General features: G+C 67.8%; 24 protein-coding genes. 14 read left to right on the plus strand and 10 right to left on the minus strand.

The features are described from left to right. Positions 1-61 precede the first annotated feature (61 nt). Positions 62-508: an SsrA-binding protein SmpB gene (gene smpB, locus HWX22_RS08205; RefSeq protein ID WP_050012888.1), complete on the minus strand. Its 447-nt coding sequence runs from the start codon at positions 506-508 to the stop codon at positions 62-64. 98 nt (positions 509-606) lie between these two features. Here smpB and HWX22_RS08210 point away from each other — a divergent pair, with 98 nt between their 5' ends. Beyond that, positions 607-1,044 carry a type II toxin-antitoxin system RatA family toxin gene (locus tag HWX22_RS08210; RefSeq protein ID WP_059529356.1) on the plus strand — a complete coding sequence of 146 codons (438 nt, stop codon included), beginning with the start codon at positions 607-609 and terminating at the stop codon, positions 1,042-1,044. 4 nt (positions 1,045-1,048) lie between these two features. Further along, positions 1,049-1,372, plus strand: a complete 324-nt coding sequence (locus HWX22_RS08215) for an RnfH family protein (protein WP_059450006.1) — start codon at positions 1,049-1,051, stop codon at positions 1,370-1,372. A gap of 64 nt (positions 1,373-1,436) precedes the next feature. Here HWX22_RS08215 and HWX22_RS08220 read toward each other — a convergent pair whose 3' ends face one another. The 3 genes from HWX22_RS08220 to HWX22_RS08230 form a co-directional block, all read right to left on the minus strand. Continuing rightward, the gene (locus HWX22_RS08220) at positions 1,437-2,420 is read right to left on the minus strand and encodes a DMT family transporter (RefSeq protein ID WP_175908864.1); all 984 of its coding nucleotides are present in this window, start codon (positions 2,418-2,420) and stop codon (positions 1,437-1,439) included. 182 nt (positions 2,421-2,602) lie between these two features. Continuing rightward, complete coding sequence (locus HWX22_RS08225; RefSeq protein WP_175915367.1) at positions 2,603-3,286, minus strand: glutamine cyclotransferase; 684 nt, start codon at positions 3,284-3,286, stop codon at positions 2,603-2,605. A gap of 30 nt (positions 3,287-3,316) precedes the next feature. Beyond that, complete coding sequence (locus HWX22_RS08230; protein ID WP_175915368.1) at positions 3,317-4,537, minus strand: helix-turn-helix domain-containing protein; 1,221 nt, start codon at positions 4,535-4,537, stop codon at positions 3,317-3,319. 113 nt (positions 4,538-4,650) lie between these two features. Here HWX22_RS08230 and HWX22_RS08235 point away from each other — a divergent pair, with 113 nt between their 5' ends. The 5 genes from HWX22_RS08235 (at position 4,651) to guaA (ending at position 10,334) form a co-directional block, all read left to right on the plus strand. Beyond that, complete coding sequence (locus HWX22_RS08235; RefSeq protein WP_175915369.1) at positions 4,651-5,418, plus strand: DUF899 domain-containing protein; 768 nt, start codon at positions 4,651-4,653, stop codon at positions 5,416-5,418. 30 nt (positions 5,419-5,448) lie between these two features. Beyond that, positions 5,449-6,276, plus strand: a complete 828-nt coding sequence (locus HWX22_RS08240) for a DUF2182 domain-containing protein (RefSeq protein ID WP_175915370.1) — start codon at positions 5,449-5,451, stop codon at positions 6,274-6,276. Positions 6,277-6,552: 276 nt separating this feature from the next. Next, positions 6,553-8,013, plus strand: a complete 1,461-nt coding sequence (gene guaB, locus HWX22_RS08245) for an IMP dehydrogenase (RefSeq protein ID WP_059464274.1) — start codon at positions 6,553-6,555, stop codon at positions 8,011-8,013. Between the two features lie 6 nt (positions 8,014-8,019). After that, positions 8,020-8,607: a hypothetical protein gene (locus tag HWX22_RS08250; RefSeq protein ID WP_059817717.1), complete on the plus strand. Its 588-nt coding sequence runs from the start codon at positions 8,020-8,022 to the stop codon at positions 8,605-8,607. A 107-nt stretch (positions 8,608-8,714) separates the two neighbouring features. Further along, on the plus strand, positions 8,715-10,334 hold the full coding sequence (gene guaA / locus HWX22_RS08255; protein ID WP_059529378.1) for a glutamine-hydrolyzing GMP synthase: 1,620 nt from the start codon (positions 8,715-8,717) through the stop codon (positions 10,332-10,334). 185 nt (positions 10,335-10,519) lie between these two features. Here the strand turns inward: guaA and HWX22_RS08260 are convergent, their stop codons facing one another. The 6 genes from HWX22_RS08260 to HWX22_RS08285 are packed head-to-tail and all read right to left on the minus strand — an operon-like array spanning position 10,520 to position 14,827. Further along, the gene (locus HWX22_RS08260) at positions 10,520-10,861 is read right to left on the minus strand and encodes a gamma-butyrobetaine hydroxylase-like domain-containing protein (protein WP_175908869.1); all 342 of its coding nucleotides are present in this window, start codon (positions 10,859-10,861) and stop codon (positions 10,520-10,522) included. After that, entirely contained in the window at positions 10,858-11,853 is a 996-nt protein-coding gene (locus tag HWX22_RS08265; protein WP_175908870.1) for a HEAT repeat domain-containing protein, read from the minus strand. Before HWX22_RS08265 ends, HWX22_RS08260 begins: the two co-directional genes overlap by 4 nt. Positions 11,854-11,870: 17 nt before the next feature. Further along, on the minus strand, positions 11,871-12,002 hold the full coding sequence (locus HWX22_RS32230) for a hypothetical protein (RefSeq protein ID WP_279610430.1): 132 nt from the start codon (positions 12,000-12,002) through the stop codon (positions 11,871-11,873). 55 nt (positions 12,003-12,057) lie between these two features. Beyond that, positions 12,058-12,303 carry a ferredoxin family protein gene (locus HWX22_RS08275; RefSeq protein WP_059529554.1) on the minus strand — a complete coding sequence of 82 codons (246 nt, stop codon included), beginning with the start codon at positions 12,301-12,303 and terminating at the stop codon, positions 12,058-12,060. A 17-nt stretch (positions 12,304-12,320) separates the two neighbouring features. Then, on the minus strand, positions 12,321-14,060 hold the full coding sequence (locus tag HWX22_RS08280; RefSeq protein ID WP_175915371.1) for a fumarate reductase/succinate dehydrogenase flavoprotein subunit: 1,740 nt from the start codon (positions 14,058-14,060) through the stop codon (positions 12,321-12,323). Further along, positions 14,057-14,827, minus strand: coding sequence for a GntR family transcriptional regulator (locus tag HWX22_RS08285; protein WP_175915372.1), 771 nt, complete (start codon positions 14,825-14,827; stop codon positions 14,057-14,059). The genes HWX22_RS08280 and HWX22_RS08285 overlap by 4 nt, the downstream gene beginning before the upstream one ends. A gap of 307 nt (positions 14,828-15,134) precedes the next feature. Between HWX22_RS08285 and HWX22_RS08290 the strand changes: the two genes are divergently transcribed. The 7 genes from HWX22_RS08290 (at position 15,135) to HWX22_RS08320 (ending at position 22,143) form a co-directional block, all read left to right on the plus strand. Beyond that, positions 15,135-16,352 carry an MFS transporter gene (locus tag HWX22_RS08290; RefSeq protein ID WP_175908872.1) on the plus strand — a complete coding sequence of 406 codons (1,218 nt, stop codon included), beginning with the start codon at positions 15,135-15,137 and terminating at the stop codon, positions 16,350-16,352. Positions 16,353-16,625: 273 nt separating this feature from the next. Then, the gene (locus HWX22_RS08295; RefSeq protein WP_009694817.1) at positions 16,626-17,027 is read left to right on the plus strand and encodes a DnaJ family domain-containing protein; all 402 of its coding nucleotides are present in this window, start codon (positions 16,626-16,628) and stop codon (positions 17,025-17,027) included. After that, positions 17,024-17,605: a tRNA adenosine(34) deaminase TadA gene (gene tadA, locus HWX22_RS08300; RefSeq protein WP_059529566.1), complete on the plus strand. Its 582-nt coding sequence runs from the start codon at positions 17,024-17,026 to the stop codon at positions 17,603-17,605. Before HWX22_RS08295 ends, tadA begins: the two co-directional genes overlap by 4 nt. Positions 17,606-17,710: 105 nt before the next feature. Further along, positions 17,711-18,649, plus strand: a complete 939-nt coding sequence (ldcA, locus tag HWX22_RS08305) for a muramoyltetrapeptide carboxypeptidase (protein ID WP_175915373.1) — start codon at positions 17,711-17,713, stop codon at positions 18,647-18,649. 308 nt (positions 18,650-18,957) lie between these two features. Then, on the plus strand, positions 18,958-19,662 hold the full coding sequence (locus tag HWX22_RS08310) for a GntR family transcriptional regulator (protein ID WP_059599950.1): 705 nt from the start codon (positions 18,958-18,960) through the stop codon (positions 19,660-19,662). A 149-nt stretch (positions 19,663-19,811) separates the two neighbouring features. Then, complete coding sequence (locus HWX22_RS08315; RefSeq protein WP_175915374.1) at positions 19,812-21,296, plus strand: NCS1 family nucleobase:cation symporter-1; 1,485 nt, start codon at positions 19,812-19,814, stop codon at positions 21,294-21,296. Positions 21,297-21,306: 10 nt separating this feature from the next. Further along, complete coding sequence (locus tag HWX22_RS08320) at positions 21,307-22,143, plus strand: aspartate/glutamate racemase family protein (protein WP_059817695.1); 837 nt, start codon at positions 21,307-21,309, stop codon at positions 22,141-22,143. Positions 22,144-22,240 lie beyond the last annotated feature (97 nt).

Consider the following 22,240-nt stretch of genomic DNA (forward strand, 5'->3'; position numbering starts at 1 on the left):
CACAAAAGCACACGGCCCGCTTCGAGCGGGCCGTGTCGTTTGCGATGCGGGATGTTGCGCGTCAGGTACCGGCGCGCATGATGCGGGCCTTTTCGCGCTCCCAGTCGCGTTTCTTCTCGGTTTCGCGCTTGTCGTGCAACTTCTTGCCCTTCGCGAGCGCGATGTCGCATTTCACGCGACCGCCCTTGTAGTGGAAGTTCAGCGGCACGAGTGTGTAGCCGCGCTGTTCGACCTTGCCGATCAGTTTCTTGATTTCGTCGCGATGCAGCAGCAGTTTGCGCGTGCGGACCGGATCGGGCTTGATGTGCGTCGAGGCTTCGGGCAGCGGGCTGATGTGGGTGCCGATCAGGAAGATCTCGGCGTTCTTGACCACGACGTAGCCTTCCTTGATCTGGCCGCGCCCGGCGCGCAGCGCCTTGACTTCCCAGCCCTCGAGCACGAGCCCCGCCTCGTAGCGTTCCTCGATGTGATAATCGAAGTGCGCTTTCCTGTTGTCGATGATGCTCATGAAAGGATCGGGCCAACTCGTTTAAAATCACGATTTTAGCAAAGCGGGGCGAGAATCGCCCGGCTTGCGTTCTTACCTCGAGCGATGCCGCGCGATTTATGGCAGATGTCCAGAAAACCGTATTGATCCGTCATTCGGCGGAACAGATGTTCGACCTCGTCACCGACGTGGCCGATTACCCCAATTTCCTGCCCTGGTGCGGCGGCGTCGAGATTCGCCGTCAGGACGACAGCGGGATGGAAGCGCGCATCGACATCAACTTCAAGGGCATCAAGCAGCATTTCGCGACGCGCAACACGCAGCAGCGCCCGACACGGATCGACATGGAGTTCGCGGACGGCCCGTTCCGGAAGTTCACGGGTTCGTGGCGCTTCATCCCGCTGCGCTCCGACGCATGCAAGATCGAATTTGCGTTGCACTACGAGTTCTCGAGCATCCTGCTCGAAAAGATCATCGGGCCGGTGTTCAGCCATATCGCGAACACGTTCGTCGATTCGTTCGTCAAGCGCGCCGACCAGCGCTACGGGAAGGGGTGACGCGATGCTGTCGATCGAAGTCTGTTACGCGCTGCCGGATCGCCAGACGCTGATTCCGGTGTCGCTGCCCGAAGGCGCGACCGTGCGCGCGGCCATCGATGCGAGCGGCGTGCTCGCGCTGCACCCGGAAATCGACCTCGCGCACGCAAAAACCGGCGTGTTCGGCAAGCTCGCGCCGCTCGACGCGCCGCTCGCCGATCATGATCGTGTCGAGATCTACCGCCCGTTGATCGTCGATCCGAAGCTCGCGCGCCAGCGGCGCGTCGACAAGACCCGCCGCGAGGGCTCCATCGAGGGCCGCAAGTGGATGCACAAGGACGCGCGCTGACGCATCGCGCCAGCATCGCTCCATTTCCTTTTGTCCCGATTCGTCAGACCAGGCTTGCCCGCGCTCAGTGGGCCGTGATGTTCGCGTTCGCGGCTGCACGGCCGGGCGTCTTGCCGCTCGCGTGCGTGTCGCCGTGCCGGCGCACCGACCCGTACACGCCCGCCAGCAGCAGCGCGAGCGCTGAGATTTCGAGCACGCGCGGCATCCGGTGGTCGTAGACGAATGCGTAGAGCATCGCGAACACGGTCTCGAACACGATCAGCTGGCCGGACAGCGTGAGCGGCAGCCGCTTCGATGCCGCGTTCCACAGCCCGTTGCCGAGCCACGACGCGCCGATCGCGAGCGCGAGGTTCAGCAGCCAGAACAGTTGCCAGCGCGACGCCGGGACTGCCGCCTGGACCGTGCCGGCCGGCAGCGCGAGGATCGCGACCCAGCAGAGGCCGCCGATCAGGCCCGTTACGACACCCCACAGCACCGACCATTCGTTGCCGCCGAAATGATGGTGGCGCTGCAGGTAGCGCGTATTCGCGACCGCGTACCAGGTCCAGCTCGCGAGCGCGCCGGTTGCGCACGCGATGCCGGCGAGCTTCTGGCCGAGCGTCGTCGCATGCGCGGCTTCCGATGTGAAGAGGTCGACGTTGATGCAGACGATGCCGGCGATCACCAGCGCGAGCGGGGCGACGAGGCGCCGCAGCGGCATCGCGCCTTGGTCGCCAAGGCCGGCGAGCGTGACGGTCACGGGCAGCACGCCGACGATCAGCGAGCTGGGCGCGATGCCGATCAGGTGCACGGCGCCGGACAGCAGCATGTAGTACGCGACGTTGCCGATCAGCGCGAGCTTCGCGAGCGCGACGAGATCCTCGCGGGTCAGCCGCACGAGCAGCGAACGGGCGGCCGGCAGCGCCGCCGCCAGCGACACGAGGCCGTACATCGCGTAGCGGCCCGCGCTCAGCAGCAGCGGCGAGAAGTCGGTCATCAGCCGCGGCACGAGAAAGACCATCCCCCACAACGCGCCCGCAAGGACGCCATACACCACACCGCGCTGCATCGACTGCTCCGAACGAATGACTGACGAGCGCGCATCTTAACGACGGCGGCGCGGCAGCGTCTTGTTCATTCCTGCACTCGGGGAGCGGACGCGGTTCGGTATCGGCTGAGATCGCCATCGCGATTCGTTTCGGCGTTGACCGGGGATGGCGGCGGGCCGGGTGGCCCGTCGATGATCGGCGATCAGCGCTCGACCGGTTCGGATGCCGCCGCACTGTCGCCCTCCGCGCGTGCTCGCGCAGGACGCCGCACGGCGCGCAGCTTGCCGCTGTTGCCGCCGCCGCAGTAGAAGAGGTCGCGACCGTCGGATTCCAGCCCCGACACACCGACACCGGGCGGCATGTCGACCTGTTCGAGCACCTGGCCGGTGCGCGGGTCGATTCTCCGCAACGCGCTCTCGTCCGCTTCCCAGGTGCCGTGCCACAGCTCGCCGTCGACCCACGTCACGCCGGTGACGAAGCGGTTCGACTCGATCGTGCGCAGCACGGCGCCCGATTGCGGATCCACCTGATGAATCTTGCGCTCGCGATACTGGCCGACCCACAGCGTACCTTCGGCCCACGCGAGCCCCGAATCCGCGCCGCCGCCGGGCGCGGGGATCGTCGCGAGCACGCGGCCCGAATCGGGATCGATCTTCTCGATGCGGTCCTCGACGATCTGAAACAGATGACGCCCGTCGAACGCGGTGCCTGCGTGTGCGGAGACGTCGAGTGCGCGCACGGTCGTGCCGCGTTCCGGATCGAGCGCGTTCAGCTTGTCGCCGGATGCGAACCAGACGCGCTGTCCGTCGAACGTGACGCCGTGCACGCCGTCGACGCCCGGAAACGGGCCGTATTCGCGGAGGATGTCTGCGGTGGAGCGTTTCATGTCTGTCACCTCGTCGTTGGTGTGCCCATCCTAGTCGCCCGGCAGCGGTGCGGGGAGTAACAAGGTCGTCGCGAATCCGGGTAGCGGCGGCGTCATCCAGCGGCGCGCGCGACCGCGGCCGAGCGCCTGCACCTTGTCCGCTTCGGCGAGCGCGTCGAGCGCGCGCTGCACGGTGCGCTGGCTCGCGCCGAGCGCGAGCGCCAGCGCGGAGCTCGACCAGGCCTCGCCGTCCGCGAGCAGCGCGAGCACGGCCGCATGGCGATCGTCGACCGGACGCGCGAGCACGACGGTCTCGTGTGGGCCGAGCGGCTCGAGCGCGAAGCCGCGCGGCGTCGCGGTGACGTTCGCGAGCGGGCGCAGCATCGCGCGCAAGCGGCCGATCTCGACGCGCAGGCGTGCGCGATGCGATTCGTCCGCGTGTCTCGCGCGAAACGCCGCGGCGACGAGCGCGTTTCTCGACACGTCGCCGGGCCACGCCTCGCCCAGCGCGCGGGCGAGCACGAACAGCACCGGGCGGCGCGCGAGCGACACGGTCGTGCGTGCGTCGCGCACGGCGTGGCGGCATGCATCGACGACCAGCGCATTCGATTCCAGCAGCGCCTCGACCTCGTCGAGCAGCACGAGCCGCGACGCACCGCGCGCGATGAGCCGCGCGGCCGGCGTATCCAGCATGCGTGCGGCCGTCTCGACTTCGGCCGTCAGCGCGGGGATGCCGGCGTCCTGTGCGGCCGCGCGGGCACGGGCGAGTGCCGTGCGCGCGAAGTGCGGGCGGATGCGGCGCATCGCGATGCCGGCCGCGATCAGTTCATGGGCTGCGCGCGATGCGGCTGGCAGTGGTGCGGGATCGAGGTTCGCGAGCTGCCGTTCGGCATCGTCGACGTGCCCGATCAGCAGCAGCCGGCGCACGCCGAGATAGCGCGCATGCGCGGCGTTCGCGCGGTCGCCGTGTGCGTCGAGCGTCGCGCAGGCGGTTTCGAGGGCGCGCGACGGCCAGCCGAGGTCGCGGGACGCCAGCGCGATTTCGGCTTCCGCGACGACGCAGCGCGCCCGCGCGACCGCTTCCTTCGCGCCGAACGCACGTGCCGCGCCGCGCACGAGCGCCCGCGCGCGCTCGAAATCGCCGAGCTGCGCCATCGCGATTCCGCGCAACGCGAGCGCCGGCGCGTCGTCACGCAGTGCGACGCGGTTCAGCGCGCCGAGCGGGTCGCCCGCCGCGAGCGCTCGCGCGGCGGCCGTGATCAGCGAATCCATCCGAATCCCGACACAGTTGTCACTCCCTCCGGTCCGATGCCCGGCCCTAATCTAGCACCACGCACACGGCGGAGGCGCCGTGCCCGGATATCCATCGAAAGGAGGAACCTGCAATGACGAACCATCTCACCGGAACACGCGGGGAATGGCTGACTGCCCGCCGCGCGCTGCTCGATGCGGAAAAGACATTGACGCGGCAAAGCGACGAACTCGCGCGACGGCGCCAGGCACTGCCGTGGGTGCGCGTCGACAAGGCCTACCGGTTCGACACCGAGGACGGCCCGGCGACGCTCGACGACCTGTTCGGCGGCCGTTCGCAACTGCTCGTCTACCACTTCATGTTCGGCCCCGACTACAAGGCTGGCTGCCCGTCGTGCTCGGCGCTCGCCGACGGTTTCGACGGTTTTGCGGTCCACCTCGCGAACCACGACGTGACGCTCGCGGCGGTGTCGCGCGCGCCGCTCGCGAAGCTGCTCGCGTACCGGCAGCGGATGGGCTGGCACTTTCCGTGGGCGTCGTCCGACGGCGGCGAGTTCAATTTCGACTTCAACGTGTCGTTCACTGAAACGCAGCAACGCACCGGCGACGTCGAATACAACTATGCGCGGGCCGGCCACGCGATGGACATGGACCCGCCGCCGGCGGCCGTCGCCCAGTTCGCGGCGACCTGCGGCACCGACGCCGCCACGTATGCGCGCGACCGGCCGGGGATGAGTGCGTTCGTGCGCGAGGATGGCGTCGTCTATCACACGTATTCGACGTACGCACGCGGGCTCGACGGGCTGTGGGGGATGTACCAGTGGCTCGATCGTGCGCCGCTCGGGCGCAACGAGACGGGCGTGTGGTGGCGCCGCCATGACGAGTATGCTGCGCGCGGCTGAGCGCGCGCCGGCGAGCGGCGGGAGCGGGCAATGAGCGCCACGACGAAACCGGCTGCGACCGGCGCGCCGGGCAGTGGCCGGCGGGCATTCGGCGCCGCGCTCGTCGCGGTATTTGGCGCCGGCGTCTGGGCGACGCTCGCGCAGCACGCATCGATGGACGCGATGGGCGGCATGCCGATGGCGGGTGGCTGGACGTTGTCGGCTGGATGGCTCCGGCCGTGCGGATGGCAGGCAGGGCGCGCGTTCGCCGCGTTCGCAGGCATGTGGGGCGCGATGACGGTGACGATGATGCTGCCGGTGCTGGCGCCGGTGCTCTGGCGATACCGGCGGAGCCTCGGCCCGTTGGGCGAGGCGCGCGCGGGGTGGTTGGTCGCGGTCGCGGGCGCCGGGTATTTCTCCGCGTGGATGGCGCTCGGCGCGCTGGTGTTTCCTGGCGGCACCGCACTGGCGGCGGTCGCCGCGCGGTTGCCCGCGCTCGCCGCCGCGATGCCGTTCGCGTCCGGCACGGTCGTGCTCGGCGCGGGCGTGCTGCAGTTGTCCGGCTGGAAGGCGCGCCGGCTCGCTTGCTGCCGGCATGCACCGGACGACGCATGTGCGCGGCGGGCGGGAGCCGCGGCCGCGGTTGCTTGGTGGTACGGCGTGCGAGCCGCGCTACGTTGCGGCGCCTGCTGCGGGAACCTGATGGCCGTTGCTCTGTCGACCGGCATGATGGATCTACGCGTGATGGCCGTCGTGACCGGGGCGATCGCCGCCGAGCGGCTGGCGCCGGGCGGCGAGCGCGTTGCCCGGATCGTCGGCGGCGGCGCGATCGGTGTCGGCGCGGCGATGATCGCGTGCGCCGCGGTCGGGCAGACCTAGCGGCGCCCGGGGCCACATGGAGGTGCCGAGCGGGGCTGGCCGAGGCCCCGCCGGAAGGGCCGCCGTCGTGCGGCCACGACGTGCGATCGGCCCGATTCCGGCCGACTGCGCGAATGGGTCGATGCGGGGGTGAAACGAAAGGCGATCGAAAACGAACCGAACGGCGATCCGAACGATTCGGCCCCCGAACGCTTGAAAACGCCTAACCCGTTGTTCGTGTTGTGAAAATTCGCGGCGCTTCGCGTATAATTCGCTTTTGCGCCCATAGGATTTGCCATGCGTCTGATCCAAAAAGCACTCACTTTCGATGATGTGCTCCTCGTTCCCGCCTTCTCCGACGTTCTCCCGCGCGACACCAGCCTGAAGACCAAGCTGACCCGCAACATCTCCCTGAACATGCCGCTCGTGTCCGCCGCGATGGACACGGTCACCGAAGGTCGCCTCGCGATCGCGATGGCGCAGCAGGGTGGTGTGGGTATCGTCCACAAGAACCTCACGCCGGCCGAGCAGGCCCGCGAGGTCGCGAAGGTCAAGCGTTTCGAATCGGGCGTCGTGCGCGACCCGATCACGGTTCCGCCGCAGATGAAGGTGCGCGACGTGATCGCGCTGTCGCGTCAGCATGGCATCTCGGGCTTCCCGGTCGTGGAAGGCCCGCAACTCGTCGGCATCGTCACGAACCGCGACCTGCGTTTCGAATCGCGCCTCGACGAACCGGTCAAGTCGATCATGACGCCGCGCGAGCGCCTCGTCACGGTCAAGGAAGGCACGCCGCTCGCCGAAGCGAAGGCGCTGATGCACAGCCACCGCCTCGAGCGCGTGCTGGTCGTCAACGACGCGTTCGAACTGCGCGGCCTGATGACCGTCAAGGACATCACCAAGCAGACCGAGCACCCGGATGCGTGCAAGGACGAACACGGCAAGCTGCGCGCAGGCGCGGCGGTCGGCGTCGGCCCGGACAACGAAGAGCGCGTCGAGCTGCTGGTGCAGGCCGGCGTCGACGTGATCGTCGTCGATACCGCGCACGGTCACAGCAAGGGCGTGCTCGAGCGCGTGCGCTGGGTCAAGCAGAACTTCCCGCACGTCGAGGTGATCGGCGGCAACATCGCGACGGCAGCCGCCGCGAAGGCGCTCGTCGAATACGGCGCGGACGCGGTTAAGGTCGGCATCGGCCCGGGCTCGATCTGCACGACGCGGATCGTCGCGGGCGTTGGCGTGCCGCAGATCAGCGCGATCGCGAACGTCGCGGAAGCGCTGAAGGGCACCGGCGTGCCGTGCATCGCCGACGGCGGCGTGCGTTTCTCGGGCGACGTGTCGAAGGCCCTCGCGGCCGGCGCGAACGCGGTGATGATGGGTAGCATGTTCGCGGGCACCGAAGAGGCGCCGGGCGACGTGTTCCTGTATCAGGGCCGCCAGTACAAGTCGTACCGCGGCATGGGTTCGGTCGGCGCGATGAAGGACGGCGCGGCAGACCGCTACTTCCAGGACAACTCGGCGAATATCGACAAGCTCGTGCCGGAAGGCATCGAAGGCCGCGTCGCGTACAAGGGTTCGGTCAACGCGATCCTGTTCCAGCTGGTCGGCGGCGTGCGCGCGAGCATGGGCTACTGCGGCTGCCGCACGATCGACGAGCTGCATGACAAGGCCGAATTCGTCCAGATCACCGCGGCGGGCATGCGCGAGTCGCACGTGCATGACGTGCAGATCACGAAGGAAGCACCGAACTACCACGTGGACTGATCGCCGATGAAACCGTTGCTGCGAGCCGTGCTGATCGTCGATGCCGTGCTGCTGCTGGCGTTCGGCGTGCTGTTCGTGCTGACGCCCTGGCAGGCGCTGTTCAACGCGCTGCAGCTGGCGAACATCCAGCCGGCGATGCTCGGCCAGGCGTTCGGCATCGCGCTGCTCGGCCTCGCGTGGCTCGCGTTCCATGCGGCGGTCAACGGCGATCTCACGGCGCCCGTCGCGCGTGCGGTCGGCCATGTGAACTGGCTGATCGGCGTGCTGGCGGTGGTGTGGTCGTTCGGCACCGGCAACGGTCCCGCGCTCGCGGCCGCCGGCCGCGTGCTGTCGGCGATGGCCGGTGTCGCGCTGATCGTGCTCGGCGTCGGCGGCGTACGCCTCGCCTCGGCCGTGCGGCGGCGCGAGAAGGCGCAGGCGCTCGAGGCGCGGGACGCGCAGCGTCCGGCCGCACCGGCGCCGGCCTCCGCCCCGCAGCAACGGGTCGAACCGGTCGTCGGCCGTCCGGCGGCGCCGTCGGCAGCCACGCCGGCCGCATCCGACCGATTGTCAGGCAGCGTCGCGTTCGACGCACGCCCGCCGTCGCAGGATTGACCGGCGATGCGTCGCGCGAGCCGCCTGCCGCCCGACGCCGTTGTCCATGCTATTGACGCAGCGCTTCATGCGCTGCTTTTCTTATTCTATTCATCCTGTCCGCAGCCATGCACGACAAAATCCTGATTCTCGACTTCGGTTCGCAAGTCACCCAACTGATCGCGCGCCGCGTGCGCGAAGCGCACGTCTACTGCGAAATCCATCCGAACGACGTGTCCGACGACTTCGTCCGCGAGTTCGCGCCGAAGGCGGTGATCCTGTCGGGCAGCCATGCGAGCACGTACGAAGACCACCAGCTGCGTGCGCCGCAGGCCGTATGGGATCTCGGTGTGCCGGTGCTCGGCATCTGCTACGGCATGCAGACGATGGCCGTGCAGCTCGGCGGCAAGGTCGAGTGGAGCGACCATCGCGAATTCGGCTACGCGGAAATGCGCGCGCACGGCCATACGCGCCTGTTCGACGGCATCGAGGATTTCAAGACGGCCGAAGGCCACGGGATGCTGAAGGTCTGGATGAGCCACGGCGACAAGGTTGCCGAGTTGCCGCCGGGCTTCGCGCTGATGGCGTCGACGCCGAGCTGCCCGATCGCCGGCATGGCTGACGAGGCGCGCGGCTACTACGCGGTGCAGTTCCACCCGGAAGTCACGCACACGGTGAAGGGCCGCCAGATCATCGAACGCTTTGTGCTGCAGATCGCCGGCGCGAAGCCCGACTGGATCATGAAGAACCACATCGAGGAAGCCGTCGCGAAGATCCGTGAGCAGGTCGGTGACGAGGAAGTGATTCTCGGCCTGTCGGGCGGGGTGGATTCGAGCGTCGCCGCGGCGCTGATTCATCGCGCGATCGGTGACCAGCTCACCTGCGTGTTCGTCGACCACGGCCTGCTGCGCCTGAACGAAGGCAAGATGGTGCTCGACATGTTCGAGGGCCGCCTGCATGCGAAGGTCGTGCACGTCGACGCGTCCGAGCAGTTCCTCGGCCATCTGGCCGGCGTGACCGATCCGGAAGCGAAGCGCAAGATCATCGGCCGCGAGTTCGTCGAAGTGTTCCAGGCGGAAGCGAAGAAGCTGTCGAAGGCGAAGTGGCTCGCACAGGGCACGATCTATCCGGACGTGGTCGAGTCGGGCGGCACGAAGACGAAGAAGGCGACGACGATCAAGAGCCACCACAACGTCGGCGGCCTGCCGGAAACGCTCGGCCTGAAGCTGCTCGAGCCGCTGCGCGACCTGTTCAAGGACGAAGTGCGCGAACTGGGCGTCGCGCTCGGCCTGCCGCCGGAGATGGTGTACCGACATCCGTTCCCGGGCCCGGGCCTCGGCGTGCGGATTCTCGGCGAAGTGAAGCGCGAATACGCGGACCTGCTGCGTCGCGCGGATGCGATCTTCATCGAGGAACTGCGCGGCACGACCGCCACCGCGCAGGACGCGGCAGCGGGCCTGTGCGGCGAGGCCGACGTCGGCAAGACCTGGTACGACCTTACGAGCCAGGCGTTCGCGGTGTTCCTGCCGGTGAAGTCGGTCGGCGTGATGGGCGATGGCCGCACGTACGACTACGTGACGTCGCTGCGCGCGGTGCAGACCACCGACTTCATGACCGCGCACTGGGCGCACCTGCCGTACGCGCTGCTCGGCCGCGCGTCGAACCGGATCATCAACGAGGTGCGCGGGATCAACCGCGTGGTGTACGACATCTCGGGCAAGCCGCCGGCGACGATCGAGTGGGAATGATCCGGCGCCGGGGCGTGCCTCGGTAGCGGACCACGGCATCTGACGATGCGGACGCCCGGCAGGGATGACCTGCCGGGCGTTGTCGTTTGTGCGATCGGCGAGTGACGGGCGCACGGAAGCCGTGTAAGTCGCCGTCTGATACGAGACCGAAACGGGCGGCCCGATGCGAGTCGATTCGTCGACGCTCAGTCCGCTGGTCGTCTGAACGCGAGCACATCGCGCGATGCGATGCCCGCATCCGACTCGTCTCCGCTCAGTTCCGCCAGATATGGCCACGGATAGATGCCGCGCGCGTGACCGTCGCCGAACAGCAGGCGGATGCCGTAACCTGCCGCTTCCACGCCGTTCAGCGTCAGGTCGAGCGGCGCGTCGACCTGCCTGCCGTCGAGCCGGATCTTCCGGCACGCGGCGCACGGACAATCGCCGCGCAACCTCGCAAAGCCGATACGCTGCGTGGTGCCGTCCGGCCAGCACAGCGTCAACGCACGAGTCGCATGATCGAGACGAATCTCGGCCGGCGGCGTCATCGTGCATCTCCTCCAATCTGCGCGATGGCGATCCGCACGGCCTTGCGTACTTCGGGATCGCGATCGTCCAGTGCGTCGTGCAGCGCGGGCAGCGTCGCGGGATCGCGCAGTTCGCCGAGCGCGAGTGCGGCCTCCTTGCGCAGGTTGCTGATCGCATGCGACAGCAGCGCGGCGACGGCCGGCGCCGCGGCGGCGTCGCGCAATTGCCCGAGTGCGCGCACCGCACGCAAGCGCACCTGCCAGTAATCGTCATCGAGCGCGGCGACGAGCGGCACGCGTGCGATCGAGACACGCAGCTTGCCGAGCGTCGCGGCCGCTTCCTCGCGTACCTGCCATTCGGCGTCGCGCAGCGCGGCAAGCAACGCGTTGGCGATGGCCGTATCGCCGGACGCCGCGAACCCGACCGCGCCGACCGCGATGCGCCGCACGTCCGCATGCGTGTCGGTCGTGGCGATGCGTGCGAGCGGCGACAACGCGCGGACGTCCTTGAGCCAGCCAAGCACGGCGACGGCTTCGGCGCGCACGGCTGCCTCCGGCGCGTCGAGCGCGTGCAACGCAGGCGCGAACGCGTCGGGGTCGCGCAGTTCGCGCAGCGCGCGCAACGCGGCGCCGCGCACGAACGGCTCGGCGTGTTCGGCCCAGCGGCACAGCACCGCACCGGACGCGACATCCTTCAGTTCGGACAGGCTGCGTGCTGCGGTCGCGCGCACGTCGTCGTCCGGATCGAGCAGCGCGTGGCACAGCGTGTCGACGACGTCGGGCTGCTCCCAGGCGGCGAGCACGCGCGCCGCTTCGCCGCGCACGTCGGCGGCCGGATCGTCGCGCAGTGCCGCAACGAAGATCGGCACGAAATCGGGATCCTCGAGATCGGCGAGTTCGAGCAGCGCGATACGGCGCACGGATGCGTCGGGCGCCGCAACACGCGCGACGAGCGCGGCAAGGTCTGAAGTGTGCGCGTCACGTAGAGGGAAAGCAGGAGAGGAAGCGGTCATGGGCAAAATCCGGAGCATTAACGATGCGTAAGAGGCGTGACGAACAACACGGTCGCGCCGATCCGCGACCCAATGGCGCGCAGCAGCGTCCGCATCATGCGGCGCCTCTGCGCGTTGAGCACGCCGAACGATTCATCCATCAGCAGCATGCGCGGCCGGATGATCGGCGCACGCGCGATGTCGACGCACGGGCGGTCCGTCGGGTCAGCGCAGCAGGTACGGAATATCGACCTTGACCGCGCCGGTCGGGCAGTCGCGTTCGCACGGCATGCAGTACCAGCATTCGTCGAACTGCATGTAGGCCTTGCCTTTGGTCACGTCGATCGCGAGCAGGTCGAGCGGGCATACGTCGACGCAAACGGTGCAGCCCTTGTCGGCGATGCAGCGATCCTCGTCGATCGTCACGGGCGCGCTGCTGCGCAGAAAGATGTCTTGCGGGGTATGGGGCACGGTCAGGCTCCTCGGAGTCAGAGGGCGGCCGCGAGGGCGGCCGATTCGCGGATGCGCAGGTGCGCGTAGGCGCTGCGTTCGTCGTCGGCGAGCGGCACGACATAGGGCTCGACCGGCCGCTTCTCGCTACGCATCGCGCCGTCGGCATCCTTGCGCAACCATGTGTGGCAGAACCATTCGGTGTCGTCGCGCTGCGGAAAATCGACGCGATGGTGATATAGCCCCCAGCGGCTCTCGGTGCGGAACAGCGATGCACGCGCGGCCATTTCGGCGCAGTCGCGGATCGCGCGCACTTCGGCCGCGCGCATCAGTTCATGAGGGTGGTTCGCCTTGAGTTCTTCGATATCCTCAATAATGGCGTCAAAACGTTGCAGCCCGATTTCCATCTTGCGCGTCACCTTCGGCGGTTGCAGATGATCGTTCACCATGCGACGCAGCTTGTATTCGACCTGCGCCGGCGCGAGGCCATGCTCGCGCGTGAGCGGCGCGAGCACGCGGGTGCGTTCGGCCGCGACCTGTTGGTCGTCCACCGGCGCGTGATCGCGGCCGGCCACGTAGTCGGCCGCGTTCTGCCCGGCGAACCAGCCGTAGGTGAATGCGCCGAGCATGTAGTTGTGCGGGACGGCCGCCATGTCGCCGGCCGCGTAAAGCCCCGGCACGGTCGTTTCGGCGCGGGCGTTCACGTACACGCCGGACGCGCTGTGGCCGCTGCAGAAGCCGATCTCGGAGATGTGCATCTCGACCATCTGATGCCGGTAGTCGGTGCCGCGTCCTGCGTGGAAGCGACCGCGGCTCGGCCGCTCGTTCGTGTGCAGGATCTGCTCGATGGTCTGGATCGTTTCCTCCGCGAGGTGGTCGAGCTTCAGGAACACCGGGCCGTTTCCGCTTTGCAGCTCCTGGTAGAACTCCCACATCATCTGGCCGCTCCAGTAGTCGCACTCGATGAAGCGTTCGCCCTTGCCGTTCGCGGTGAAACCGCCGAGCGGGCCGGTCACGTACGCGCACGCCGGACCGTTGTAGTCCTTGATCAGCGGATTGATCTGGAAGCATTCGAGGTTCGCGAGCGCCGCGCCGGCGTGGTACGCCATCGCGTAGCCGTCGCCCGCGTTGGTCGGGTTTTCGTACGTGCCCATCAGGTATCCGGACGCCGGCAGGCCGAGACGGCCGGCGGCGCCGCAGCACAGGATCACGGCCTTCGCGCGGATCACGTGAAAATCGGCCGTGCGGCAGTCGAAGCCGAGCACGCCGCTCGCGCGGCCTTGCGCGTCGGTCAGCACGCGCGTCGCGACGATCCTGTTCGTGATCGCGATGCGGGCACGTTTCAACTGCCGGTACAGCACCTTCTTGATGTCGTGACCTTCCGGCATCGGCAGCACGTACGAACCCATGTGGTGGACCTTCTTCACCGCGTAGTCGCCGGTGCCGTCCTTTTCGAACTTCACGCCCCAGCGGTCGAGTTGCTCGATCGTCGCGAAGCTGTGCGTCGCATACGCATAAACGGCTTCCTGGTCGACGATCCCGTCGTTGGCGATCGTGATTTCGCGCGTGTACTGCTCGGGCGTCGCGTGGCCGGGAATCACCGCGTTGTTCAGGCCGTCCATCCCCATCGAGATCGCGCCGCTGCGCTTCACGTTGGCCTTCTCCAGCAGCAGCACGCGCAGCGACGGATCGCGCTCCTTCGCCTTGATCGCCGCCATCGGGCCGGCCGTGCCGCCGCCGACCACGACGATGTCGTATTCGAGTACATGGGTGTTCATTGCGGATTCCTTAATGGTTGGTGCGTCTTCTGCCGATCGATGCGCAGCCGATACTGGAACGCGTCGCCGCGGAAGTAGAGGTGTTCGTAGTCGATTGGCGCACCGGACGCGTCGTGCGTCAGGCGCTCGATCCGCAGCACGGGGCTGCTTTCCTCGACGCGCAGCGCATCGACGATTTCATCGTCGGCGAGGATTGCGTCGATCGACACGTCGGCGTGACCGAGCGGCACGCCGCAGTCGTTCTCGAGAATCAGGAAGATGTCGCGGGTTGCAAGATCGGCGCCCGCGAGCCGCTTGCCGAGCGCCGCGGGCACCCACGTCTGCTCGAGCGACACGGGCTCGCGGTTCAGCAGCCGCACGCGGCGGATCTCGACAAGCGGCGCGCCTTCCGGCACGTTCAGCTTCGTCGCGAGATGGCGGTCGGCCTTCACGGTGCGCAAGCTGCGCAACTGGTTGACGATCTCGTAGCCCATCGACGACATCGCCTCGGCGAAGCCCTGCAGCGACGTCACGTTCTGGAACGCCTTCGGCTTCGACACGAACGTGCCCTTGCCGTGCAGCCTGAACAGCAAGCCTTCCTTCTGCAGGTCGCCGAGTGCCTGGCGCACCGTGATGCGGCTCACGTCGAACATCGCGCAGAGTTCGTGCTCGGACGGCATCCTGCTGTGCGGCGCATAAGTGCCGTCGAGGATGCGCGTGCGCAGCGTGTCCTTGATCTGCACGTAGAGCGGGGCCGCCGATAGCGGCACGACGTTGGATGAGGTCATCGGTCAACTTGTCATGACAAGAGGGCTCGAGTGTAGTGATCGCGCTCGCGCGCCCAAACCAACGATTTCTGATTTCGACTTTCCGATTCCGGAAAAGCGAGGGCGGTTGCGTGGCCGAGCTTCGTCCGGATCTGCCTCTTGTCGGCTGCCCGAATCGGCAGACAATCGGAGATTCCCGCTCGCATGTGCCGCGCATGTCGATTTCACGCCGCGTCGTTCGTCGTATCGATGTCGACCGGATTCGCGACGGCGTCCGCAGCCCGGTTCCGCATCAACGCCTGACCGACAGAGAGAAAGGAGGTGCCAGATGCCTGATTCCCGCTATCGCTGGATGATCGTCGCCGCGGGCGGCCTGATGGGCTGCATCGCGATCGGCGCGATGTTTTCGCTGCCCGTGTTCCTGCGGGCCATCGCACGCGACACCGGCTGGTCGATGACCGGCATTTCCGCCGCGATGACGCTCGGCTTCATCGCGATGGCCTTCGCGAGCATCGGCTGGGGCAGCCTGTCGGACCGGATCGGCACGCGTGCGGTGGTCGTGACGGGCGCCATGCTGCTGTCGGCGAGCCTGGCGCTTGCGAGCCGAGCGCCGTCGCTGCTCGCGTTCCAGCTGATTTTCGGGCTGGCCGTCGGCAGCGCGACCGCCGCGGTGTTCGCGCCGATGATGGCCTGCGTGACGGGCTGGTTCGACACGCACCGCAGTCTCGCGGTGTCGCTGGTGTCGGCCGGCATGGGCATGGCGCCGATGACGATGTCGCCGCTGGCGGCGTGGCTCGTGTCGGGCCACGGCTGGCGCACGTCGATGCTGCTGATCGCCGCGCTCGCGGCCGCCGTGATGATTCCGGCGTCGCTGCTCGTGCGCCGCGCCCCCGCGCTCGACGGGCCGCACGCCGAGCCGGCGCCGGCCGGCGGGCCCGGGGCCGCGCCGCTGTCGGTCGGCGGCGCGCTGCGTTCGCCGCAGTTCATCGTGCTGTTGCTAACCAACTTCTTCTGCTGCGCGACGCATTCCGGCCCGATCTTCCATACGGTCAGCTACGCGGTGACGTGCGGAATTCCGTTGATCGTCGCGGTGTCGATCTACAGCGTCGAGGGGCTCGCCGGCATGGGCGGGCGCATCGCGTTCGGGCTGCTGGGCGATCGCCTCGGTGCGAAACGCATGCTGGTGGCGGGGCTGCTCGCGCAGGCGCTCGGGGCGCTCGGCTATTACTTCGTGCGCACGCTCGACGGGTTCTACGCGGTCGCGATGCTGTTCGGTTTCATCTATGCGGGCGTGATGCCGCTCTATGCGGTGCTCGCGCGCGAGAACTTCCCGCTGCGGATGATGGGCACCGTGATCGGCGGCTGCGCGATGGCCGGCAGCCTCGGGATGGCGGCCGGGCCGGTCGCGGGCGGTTTGATCGTCGATGCGCTGGGCAGCTATGGCTGGCTGTACCTCGGATCGTTCGCGATCGGCATCGGCGCGTTCCTCGTCGCGATGATGTTCCGGCCGTTTCCGAAGGCGCGGTCGCACGTGGTCGCCGCATGACCCGGCAGTCGCGAAACGGCGATTTCCACGGGACGACGAACGCCGACCGACCCGGACGAAAATAAAAAAACAGGGCCGGACGTCGCCCGCGCAGACGACGCGAAATCGGCGCGGAGCCTGCTGCGGCGCAGCACAGCGGCAAGTCGTGGCGATCGGCGCGCATGCGCGCCGATTCGGCCCCTAAAAACACAATATCGAGCATACCTTCGAAGGGCCTGTCATACGCACGTCACCCTGCTAGAATTCGGCTGCCGCATTTGTTCCGATTGACTGATGAGATTGCTTGACGCACTGGTCGAACAACGCATTGCCGCCGCCGCCGCGCGGGGCGAGTTCGACGATTTGCCGGGTACCGGCGCGCCGCAGGCGCTGGATGACGACCTGCTCGTACCCGAGGAGGTGCGGGTGGCCAACCGTATCCTGAAGAATGCGGGCTTCGTGCCGCCGGCCGTCGAGCAACTGCGCGCGCTGCGCAACCTGCAGGACGAACTGCAGGCGGTCAGCGACCGTGCCGCGCGCTGCCGGCTGCAGGCGAAGATCCTCGCCCTCGACATGGCGCTCGAATCGCTGCGCGGCGGCCCGATGGTGATGCCGCGCGACTATTGCCGGCGCATCGCGGAACGTCTGTGCGAGCGCGGGCTCGACGACGCGTCCGCCGAAGCGGGGCCGATGTGAGCGCCGATGCGCTGCACGACGCCGCAGCCGGATCGGCCGCAGCTCCCGATTCCCCCGTTCCTGAAGCCGTGCCCGTGTCGGCGCGCGATCTGCATTTCATGCGGCTCGCGCAGGCCGCCGCCGAAGAGGCGCGCGCGGCCGGCGAAGTGCCGGTCGGCGCGGTGCTCGTGCGTGGCGACGAGGTGATCGCACGCGGCTTCAACCATCCGATCGGCGGGCACGACCCGTCGGCCCATGCGGAAATGGCCGCGTTGCGCATGGCTGCGCAGCATTTGCAGAATTACCGGATGCCCGGCTGCGAGCTGTACGTGACGCTCGAGCCGTGCCTGATGTGCGCGGGCGCGATCATGCACGCGCGCATCGCGCGAGTCGTCTACGGCGCCGCCGATCCGAAGACGGGCGCGTGCGGCAGCGTGATCGACGCGTTCGCGAATCCTCAGCTCAACCACCATACCGACGTGACCGGCGGCGTGCTCGCCGACGAGTGTGGCGCCGCGCTGAAGTCGTTCTTCGCGGAGCGCCGTCGTGCGCTGCGTGAGGCGCGGCTCGCACGCGACGCCGAATCCGGCGCGCCGTAACCCCTGCCGCGCCCGTCGCCTGGAGCGGGGCGGGCAGCAAGGTTCCGTGAACCGGAGACGGTTCGGACCCTCTAAGCAGGTTTGACGATCCCGATACCTTTCGCCATGTCCCTCCAGCCCGCTGCGTCCTACACCATCCGCCTGCTGGCGCCGTCCGGCTATCCGCACGACCCCGATGCGATCAACCGCGCGCTCGAGCGCCTGAGCGGCTCGCAACATCGCATCGAGAACATCGAGGCGACGCAACGCCGCTTCCAGCGATTCGGCGGCACCGACGGCGAGCGGGCCGGCGACCTGAACCGCCTCGCGGATCCGGAGCGCGCGCTGCCGGACATCGCACTCGCGGTGCGCGGCGGCTACGGCGCCGCGCGCATCCTGCACGGGCTCGACTATCGCGGGCTCGAGCGCCGCCTGCGCGACCAGCCGATCGCGCTCGTCGGCCACAGCGACTTCACCGCGATCCAGCTTGCGCTGTACGCAAAGGCGCGCATCAAGACGTTCGGCGGCCCGATGCTGTCGGCCGACTTCGGCGCGGAAACGCCAAGCGATTTCACGATGCAGCACTTCTGGCGGACGCTGTCGCAGCCGACCACGACGATCGTCGCCGAGGCGCCGCAGGTGCAGACCGTGAACGTGACGGGCACGCTGTGGGGCGGCAACCTGGCGATCCTCACCTCGCTCGTCGGCACGCCTTACATGCCCGACATCGAGGGCGGCATCCTGTTCGTCGAGGACGTCAACGAGCAGCCGTTCCGGATCGAACGGATGATCTACCAGTTGCACCTGTCGGGCGTGCTCGCGCGCCAGCAGGCGCTCGTGCTCGGCCAGTTCACGGGTGCGCGGCCGTTCGAGTACGACAACGGCTACGACATGCAGGCGATGATCGACCAGGTGCGCTCCGTGGTCGGCATTCCGGTCATCACGGGGCTGCAGTTCGGCCATGTTCCCGACCTGCTGACGTTGCCGTTCGGTGCGCAGGCGCAGCTCGTCGCGAATGCGCACGGTTTCCGGCTCACGCTGTCGGATTATCCGCATCTCGGCTGAGCCGGGCAGGGACGATCGAAAGGCGGGGCTTCCCGCCTTTTTCTTTAAGTAAATGCGCAACTAACGGTCATAAATTTTTGTCGCCGTTGATCGGGTTGGCGGCATCGCGCGCACCAGTTTTGTCAACAAAATGACCGGAAGGGTATACACCGTAAGCCGCCATGGGAAAGCAGCAGAGGCTTGTCATGCCTGGATTTGGTGTGCCGCGCACCGCACTGACACAGGGGAATGCACGCAGATTGTGCGCATTCCGGGAAAAGAATTGTTGACAATATTTATGTCCGTCCTAGGATGAGGACCATCACGCGATGCAGAACATGAACGACTCCGATACCCATCCGTCCGGCGCTGCCGGTCCCGAAGCGATCGCCGAGCGGATCCGTACGGCAATCCTCGAGCATCGGCTCGCGCCCGGCGCGAAGCTGACGGAGGCGCAGCTCTGCGACGTGTTCGGCGTGAAGCGCGGCACGATCCGGCAGGCGCTGTCGCAGCTCGCGGCCGACAAGCTGGTCGATCTCGAGCCGAACCGCGGTGCGTTCGTCGCGAGTCCGACGCTGCAGGACGTGCACGAGGTATTCGAGATGCGCCGGATCATCGAGCTGGCCGTCGTCGAGCGGCTCGCGACGGGGCCTGGCGCGAAGCGGCTGAAGGGCGTTGCGGCGCTGATCGACAAGGAACGCAAGGCGTTCGAGCGGCACGACTTCGCGGCATGGATCCGCCTGTCGGGCGAATTCCACACGGCGCTCGCGGCGCTGACGGGCAATGCGACGCTCTGCGAGTGCCTCGACGGGCTCGTTGCACGCTCGACGTTGATGTCGGCGCTGTATGAATCGCACGGGCGCAGCCCGTGCTCGTGCGACGACCACGACGAGATCCTGACCGCGCTGGAAGCGGGCGATTCGAAGCGGGCGGTGACGCTGATGGCGCACCACCTGCAGCATGTCGAACTGAAGATGCTGGACCGGCCCGCGCAAGGGCAGGTCGATTTGCGCGAAGTGTTCGGCGGCGCCTGAGCGGCGACGCGAATCCGGCCGCGCGCCACACGACGAGAGCAATGCAGGCCGGCGGTTTGCACCGCCGGCCGCCAGTCCGACTCCGGGCGATGATCCGGAGCGATATTGATGACGGTGGAGCGGCTGGTTGGCCGCGTCAAGGAGAAGTCATGGCTCAGTTCAGTGTGGCGCACGACAGTGCGTATCCGGCGGAAGAAGGCGGCGAGGGCGGCGGGCCCATGTTGCCGGACGGTTACAGTCAACGTTTGTACAACGAAGATTTGGCACCCCTTAAGAATCAGACTTGGGGCGCTTACAACATCTTCGCATTCTGGATGTCGGACGTGCATAGCGTTGGCGGCTACGTGTTCGCGGGCAGCTTGTTCGCGCTCGGGCTGACGAGCTGGCAGGTGCTGATCGCGCTGATCGTCGGCATCACGATCGTGAACCGGCTGTGCAACCTGATCGCGCGGCCGAGCCAGCAGATCGGCGTGCCGTATCCGGTCGCGTGCCGCGCGACGTTCGGCGTGCTCGGCGCGAACGTGCCGGCCGTGATCCGCGGGCTGATCGCGATCGCGTGGTACGGCATCCAGACCTATCTCGCATCCAGCGCGCTCGTGATCGTCGTGCTGAAATTCTTTCCGCAATGGCTGCCGTACGCGGACGTCCATCGCTATGGCTTCCTCGGGCTGTCGGCGGTCGGCTGGGCCGGCTTCATGCTGCTGTGGGTGCTGCAGGCGCTCGTATTCTGGAATGGGATGGAGACGATCAAGAAGTTCATCGACTTCGCGGGCCCGGCCGTATACGTCGTGATGTTCATCCTGGCCGGCTACATGGTGTGGCGCGCGGGCTGGCGCAACATCGGCATCAACCTCGGCGGCGTCAAGTATCACGGCGCGGAAGTGATTCCGGTGATGATCACGGCCGTGTCGCTCGTCGTGTCTTACTTCTCCGGGCCGATGCTCAATTTCGGCGACTTCTCGCGCTACTGCCGCTCGTTCGGCGACGTGAAGCGCGGCAACTTCTGGGGGCTGCCGGTCAACTTCCTCGCGTTCTCGCTCGTCACGGTGATCACCACCGCCGCGACGCTTCCGGTGTTCGGTGAACTCATCACCGATCCCGTCGAGACGGTCGGCCGCATCGACCATCCGACCGCCGTGATCCTCGGCGCGCTGACGTTCACGATCGCGACGATCGGCATCAACATCGTCGCGAACTTCGTGTCGCCCGCGTTCGATTTCTCGAACGTTGCGCCGCGGCTGATCAGCTGGCGCGCGGGCGGGATGCTCGCGGCCGTCGCGTCGATCTTCATCACGCCGTGGAACCTGTTCAACAACCCGGCCGTGATCCACTACACGCTCGACGTGCTCGGCGCGTTCATCGGCCCGCTGTACGGCGTGCTGATCGCCGACTTCTACCTCGTCAAGCGCGGCCGGCTCGTGCGCGACGACCTGTACTCGATGTCGGAGCGCGGCACGTACTGGTACACGGGCGGCGTGAACCGCCGCGCGCTCGCCGCGCTGCTGCCGGCCGCGGTGATCGCCGTCATCTGCGTGATGGTGCCGGGCTGGCAGGCCGCCGCAAACTTCTCGTGGTTCATCGGCGCGGGGCTCGGTTTCGTGTTCTACCGGCTGCTCGTGAGCACGAAGGCCTGAGGAGCGCGCGATGAAGATCAAGCTGATCAATCCGAACACGACGCAGCGGATGACCGATGCGATGGGCCGCTGCGCGCGTGAAATCGCGGCGGCAGGCACCGAGATCGTCGCGGTGAGCCCGCCGATGGGGCCGCCGTCGATCGAAGGCTATTACGACGAGGCGCTCGCGACGCCCGGGCTTCTGGCCGAGATCGCGCAGGGCGAGCGCGACGGCTGCGACGCATATGTGATCGCATGTTTCGGCGACCCGGGCCTTTATGCGGCGCGCGAACTCGCGCGCGGGCCGGTGATCGGGATCGCCGAGGCGGCGATGCATGCGGCGAGCGTGCTCGCGCCGGGCTTCTCGGTCGTCACGACCCTCGCGCGCACCTGCGGGATGGCGTGGCATCTCGCCGAGCGCTACGGGATGAAGCGGTTCTGCCGCAACGTGCGGGCAACCGACGTCGCGGTGCTCGAACTCGACCGACCCGGTTCGGCCGCGCGGCGGATCATCGTCGACGAATGCCGGCGCGCGCTCGACGAGGACGGCGCCGACGCGATCGTCCTCGGCTGCGCCGGGATGGCCGAATTCGCGCACGAGATCGAGCAGCAGATCGGCGCGCCGGTCGTGGAGGGCGTCACGGCGGCCGTCAAGTGGGCCGAGGCGCTCGTCGCGCTGCGCCTCGCGACCGCGAAGCGCGGCGATTATGCGCGGCCGCTGCCGAAGCGCTACGACGGCGAATTCGCGCGTTTCAGCCCGCCGGAGGACGCGCCCGCGCCCGCGTCGGCCGCCGCCACGGCGCGAAGCGGGAGCGCCGCGTCGGAACCGGTCCCGAATTTGCCGCAACCGCACATACACGCCGTCTGACATGCACTATCTGCGCCGCTGTATGGGCGCGTATGAACGTTTTCGCTACACTGGGCCGTCATCGCATCGGCCGTGCGGCCGGCCTCCGGCACCCGCG

Source organism: Burkholderia sp. BCC1638 (genome assembly GCF_902833195.1).
Taxonomy (GTDB): Bacteria; Pseudomonadota; Gammaproteobacteria; order Burkholderiales; family Burkholderiaceae; genus Burkholderia; species Burkholderia diffusa.